This is a genomic window from Nonomuraea mangrovi (genome assembly GCF_042681425.1).
Classification (GTDB): domain Bacteria; phylum Actinomycetota; class Actinomycetes; order Streptosporangiales; family Streptosporangiaceae; genus Nonomuraea; species Nonomuraea mangrovi.
Genome location: NZ_JBHUFV010000067.1, coordinates 1 through 2599, shown reverse-complemented (window position 1 = coordinate 2599; position 2599 = coordinate 1). Strand labels below are relative to the sequence as shown.

Sequence of the window (2599 nt, the reverse complement as noted above, 5' to 3'; positions counted from 1 at the left end):
GGTCAGCAGTGGCGATTCCGTAACACGCCTGTGGCCAGCGGCGTCACGATGGAATGGGCTCAGTGGGTCGCCCTTGACCACTTGGCCCTTCTTGCTGGCGAGAAAGAGCCCATAACGGAGCTTTGCCTCGGCGTCTCCAGTCGTGTGGTCGGCGATATCCGGATCGTTCCAGTCTGCCGTATGGGCAGCATCGGCGAAGTCGCGCCACATGCCTCGGTAGGCATTGAGAATGGAGTCCTTGACCGAGGCCAGTGGGTCGAAGGAGGCGGTGAAGGACGGTGGCGCAAGGGATGTCTGCGCGCTCTCGACAGGCCGACAGGCCGTTAGAGCAGCAAGCACGATCGTCCCGGCCAAGAGACGTTCACGTTGGGCGCACCGTCGCCGCATGACTCGTCCTCGCAGTTCGAGAGGGTAGTAACCGCGTGGGCTAGTCACAGTAATGCGACGATGAAAAGAAATCTAGTTGCGCAATGTAATCACTGCACGTCAGAGCATTGTAAATGCGCCGGATTATCTCCAAATATCCATACATATGCGGCGAACTGGGCGGGAGAATTTCTTCCTGCAAAGGAAACCGCGCGGAACAGGGCGCCTCTGCTCCGCGCGGTCCTCTGCCCGGCGAGCCCCTCGTCACTGCGAGATACGAGATGACGGGAGTGGACCCGGTACCACTCCTGCCAGACTCACCGGGGCTGGGCGGCGCAACGACGTGAGGCCGCGCCTCCATCACATCGCCGCGCCGGTCGAACGAACCTGCCATTACACAGGTTCGGCTTGAGTAGCGGCCTCAACGCCGCTCATGCGCTGCTTGTAGATCGGAAGGATCAAGTCGACGACACCGCAGACATCGTCGAGGGAGCACTTGCGCCACCGCCCCTTCTGGTCCGGCCAGCGGAAGCCGTGCTGGCGTCCGATCCAGATGACCAGTCCAGGCGCGAGGCTGAGCATTGGTTCGTCCGCCGCGCACCAGAAGACATCGCGGTCTTCGGTCAGGACTCCGGCAGCTTGTAGCTCGTTGCGCAACTCGGCGAGTGCCTCGTCAGGCGTCATGAGGAGGCTCCCGCCGTACGGCGGCGCCTGCGGACATGTCGACCAGGGGCGGGACCGGTCGCGGATGACGGCCGGAATACCGGACGGGAAATGATCGCGGGGATGTCGCAAAAGTGCCGCTCTATGGCCTTTGCTCGGCGCTCCAACTCCTCGGCGGTGGGCGCCTCGATGTGCGGCGCTGCTCGCAGGTCCAGGCTTCTTGATACGGCCCAAAAGCTTCTCGTGTGCTCGCCGAACCAGATTGTCCATTTGGGAAGTCGCGCTGCGAGCACTCGCGCCGTCTGTGTTTCATCCATCTGGTGGTCCCTACGTTTCCGAAATCGAGTCAGTCCCAGTAGAGGGCCTGCGCACAGGCGATCGGAGGGTGACAATGAGGAGCACCGGCGGACACGCAATGCATTCAGGCAAGCACGGAGGCGGAAATAGTGGAGCCACCACGATGGGCCGCACGGATCCGCGCCGAGCGGAAGGAGCGCCTGTGGGACGTGCACAGCATGGCCCGACGTCTTCGCAACGCCGCTGGGGACAATGTGCGCGACCTTCCCGATCACGAAGCGCTGGTTCGCTCGATTCGGCGCTGGGAGTCGGGCCGGATCGCGTCACTGAGCGAGCGGTACCGGCTGCTGTTCTGCCGGGCCCTCGGCGTGAGCGAGAGTGACCTCTTCTCCGAGGCGGCACCCACACCTCGCCCGCCCACGGCGTCTCACGACATTGAAGCAATGTCGTCCTTCCGCGGTGCTGATCGGCGGGTCGGCGGTGGTCACCTCTACGCAACCGTCCTGGGCTATCTGGAGCGGGACGTCGCACCTCGGCTGTTCAGCGGCTCCGACGGGACGACGGCGTTTGTTGCTGCTGCGGCGTTCACTGAGATGGCAGGGTGGATGGCGCACGACGCCGGCCAGGACGATGCGGCCGAACACCACTTCTCCAGGGCGCTTGACCTCGTAGGCGTCGGATAAGACCGGCGGCTTGAAGCTCACATCCTCGGCAGCATGAGTCACCTCGCCCGGCATCTCGGCCGGGCCGGGGATGCTGTACGGCTTGCGCGACGAGGAACCACTATGTTGGCCGACACCCGCACTGCGGCACCCGCGATGGAGTCCCGGTTGCTGACCATGGCGGCGCGAGGGTTCGCAGCCTTGAACGACTCGAAAGAGTGCGCCCGGTTGCTCGTCCGGGCAGAGGAGGCTCTCGGGCGTGAGGAGGATGGCGCGGCATCGCCGTGGACCGGGCCCTTCGACGAGGGGACCCTGGCGCTCGACACGGCGCGATCCATGCTCACATTGGGTCAGTTCAGAGAGGCACGAAGGCAAGCTGATCGGGCCATCGCCCTGCGGCCCGCAGATCGGACGCGCAGCCGGGCCTTCGCTCAGCTCGTGCTGGCCGACGTCCTTATCGAGACTGAACAACTCGACGAGGCATGTGGAGCAGTGGTGGGCGTGATCGAGGACACTCGAGCCTTGAGCTCGCTCGTGCTCACTCGGCAACTAGGGCCTGTACGAGGTTGAGATCATGAGCCTTGAGAGGGTTCGCCTGCGCGATGGGCTCC

General features: G+C 64.3%; 2 protein-coding genes and 1 pseudogene. 1 reads left to right on the top strand and 2 read right to left on the bottom strand.

Annotated elements, in window-relative coordinates; all coding sequences use genetic code 11:
• Together ACFSKW_RS43680 and ACFSKW_RS43675 are read right to left on the bottom strand one after the other, a co-directional pair.
• Window positions 1-354, bottom strand: a pseudogene (locus ACFSKW_RS43680) (hypothetical protein); the annotation flags it as partial.
• A 405-nt stretch (window positions 355-759) separates the two neighbouring features.
• Entirely contained in the window at window positions 760-1050 is a 291-nt protein-coding gene (locus ACFSKW_RS43675; RefSeq protein WP_379580380.1) for a hypothetical protein, read from the bottom strand.
• A 485-nt stretch (window positions 1051-1535) separates the two neighbouring features.
• Between ACFSKW_RS43675 and ACFSKW_RS43670 the strand changes: the two genes are divergently transcribed.
• Entirely contained in the window at window positions 1536-2009 is a 474-nt protein-coding gene (locus tag ACFSKW_RS43670) for a hypothetical protein (protein ID WP_379580379.1), read from the top strand.
• Window positions 2010-2599: the final 590 nt, after the last annotated feature.

What these genes read in the sequence shown, in the direction of transcription:
- ACFSKW_RS43675 (WP_379580380.1), bottom strand. Translation starts at nt 1,050, where the DNA reads ATGACGCCTGACGAGGCACTCGCCGAGTTGCGCAACGAGCTACAAGCT.